We start from the raw sequence: 2114 nt of genomic DNA on the forward strand, positions 1-2114 counted from the left end.
ACGGGCCAGCGTTTCGATCTCGCTAGATAGCCCCTCGATCCGCGCATCCAGCCGGCGCCAGTCTCCCGCCAGATCCTCGATGATGCGCAACATGCGAGGCGAGAGCACATCGGTGCGCGTCGCGAGGCCCCGCGCAGAAATGCGGGGCTTTTTCTCTTAGTTCCTGCCGCCGGTACCGGGGGACGAGCCGCCGAACTGAGACGAGCCGGTTCCGCTTAATGACGTCGGACCGCCCGGACAGCCGTTCGGACTGTCACAGGGCTGGTTGCCAGCAGCGCTTCCGGTGGTGCCGCCACTCATGGAGCCCCCTGCGGCGGGACCGGCGGGAGCGTTACGGTCAACCGCGCCTGGTGAATCGCCTCCGCTCGTGGAAGGTCCGGTGCCGCTCAATGACGTGGGACCGCCCGCAGTGCCGTTAGGACCGCCAGCTTGTGCAAAAGCGACAGTGCCGGACAGCGCGAACGCCGAAGCCAATGCGATTGTTGTGAGTTTCATGGGCCAATTCCGTCTTGTTGCCTAAGGAAGATAGAACCCGAAGGTGGAGAGCAACGCTGCGGCTAGCCTTGGCGAAAACCGCGTCGCGCTGCTCCATATACTGGAGGATGAATCCAATCGGTTGTCGATTGGCCCAAAGGCCAATGGTGCTGCCGAGTGCTGAAAGTCATCGAAGTCCGTTCCTGGCACCTTAGACACATGCCCGCCCATCCTGAGAATGTCCGTTCACCGGGTAAACCGGAAGTCGCCGTCACCGGTCAAACCGACGCGATTGACCCATTTGCGACATCGAGAGCATTTGGCCGCCGCTGCAAAGCGTATCGCGGGCGGGGCAGGAGCACGACCGGACCATCAGATTAGCGGACATCGGCTTGTTCGCTCAGCATCCTCTAAAGTTCAACCGTACCGCTCGCGACTGCAATCGGCGGTGCGATTTTGTTCTGTGCGATGATTTCTTCAAGCTTTGCATTATTCTCCAGCAGGCGGTGACTGGTGAGGATGAGGAAGTAATAACCAAATTCCGGATTTTGAAAGTAAATCTCCAGCAACTTATCATACTCAATTGTCAGCACATGGCCGCCCTCGATGCACTCGATCGTCGCCGTCCGTCGATTTTTCGGCGTCAAGAAGCCAAGCTCGCCCATCAGACTTCCAGGCGGAAGCTCTACGCTGAATTCGGTGACCAGGAATTTTCCGGTGATGATCAAAAACATTTCGTTGGCTGCATCGCCCTTGCTGCACAATTTGTCGCCCTTGCGATATTTGCGCTCAGTCATGAAAGGTTTGAGCCATTCCAATGAGGTATCGCCCTCTGTGGCTATGCGTGCCCTCTTGATCAGTTTGAGCATTTGGCGGAGGCGAATTGCATTGATCGGCAGGAAAAGCAGATACAGGATAAAAGTCCCGACGCTTCCGGAGAGCGCGCCAAAGACGACGAAGAATGTACAGCCGACCATGTTCGCGATGCGCAGCGGCACCATTGTATGCATCAGCAATGTAGCTACAAGAAAGGTGGCACCAATCACAGCGAACATATTGGCAAGCGTGATGTTGGCCAACACAATTTCTAGCAGCCGGTTGAGTAGGGCATCGTAGGTGATGTTGTTGGGATCGAGACCCATTTGAACCAGAATCTTTGCGATCCTGAGATTGTCCGCCGCCGTATCAAGAATGCGGTTTAGTATTGTCGAAAAATCTGCGTTGCTGCTCGAGTTCATCAGATACTCCCCGCGCAAAGCCGTCGGAATTCGTCGGGTAAACCTCGAAGTCGAAACGCCAATATCTGGCAGAATTACTCGGGAAAATCGTCAACTTTTTCAGCATTTTTCCCGCTCATCGACCCTGAATTCTGGAGCCTGGCGCGTAGTCTCGAAGGCATCTCCGATGTCCGTTCCTGGCACTTTTCGGACCTGAGCGGCCAGACTGACGATGTCCGTTCTTGAAAGCAAAGCCGATTTCCCGGCTGCACCTCACGACTTCTCAGTTTGACCCGAATGTATGGTCCGGCCGCGCGTTGCAAGAGGTTTCGTCAACCTGGCAGATGCGGTCTTGCATCAATGTATCCGGCCTCTGATTGGAGCGTGTGGTGCTCCGGGCCATCATGGATATCAGCGCGCACG

At 56.2% G+C, this 2114-nt stretch carries 1 protein-coding gene and 1 pseudogene; both read right to left on the reverse strand.

The window, feature by feature from the left end; all coding sequences use genetic code 11:
• A pseudogene (locus C7G61_RS42570) lies at positions 1–126 on the reverse strand (IS110 family transposase); the annotation flags it as partial.
• 758 nt (positions 127–884) lie between these two features.
• Positions 885–1712 (reverse strand): Crp/Fnr family transcriptional regulator, encoded by an 828-nt coding sequence (locus tag C7G61_RS42575; RefSeq protein ID WP_108523393.1) that lies wholly within the window; start codon positions 1710–1712, stop codon positions 885–887.
• Positions 1713–2114: the final 402 nt, after the last annotated feature.

This window comes from Bradyrhizobium algeriense (assembly GCF_003062295.1).
In the GTDB taxonomy this organism is placed as follows: domain Bacteria; phylum Pseudomonadota; class Alphaproteobacteria; order Rhizobiales; family Xanthobacteraceae; genus Bradyrhizobium; species Bradyrhizobium algeriense.

Coding starts and splice junctions, on each gene's coding strand:
- C7G61_RS42575 (WP_108523393.1), bottom strand. CDS start 1,712: ATGAACTCGAGCAGCAACGCAGATTTTTCGACAATACTAAACCGCATT.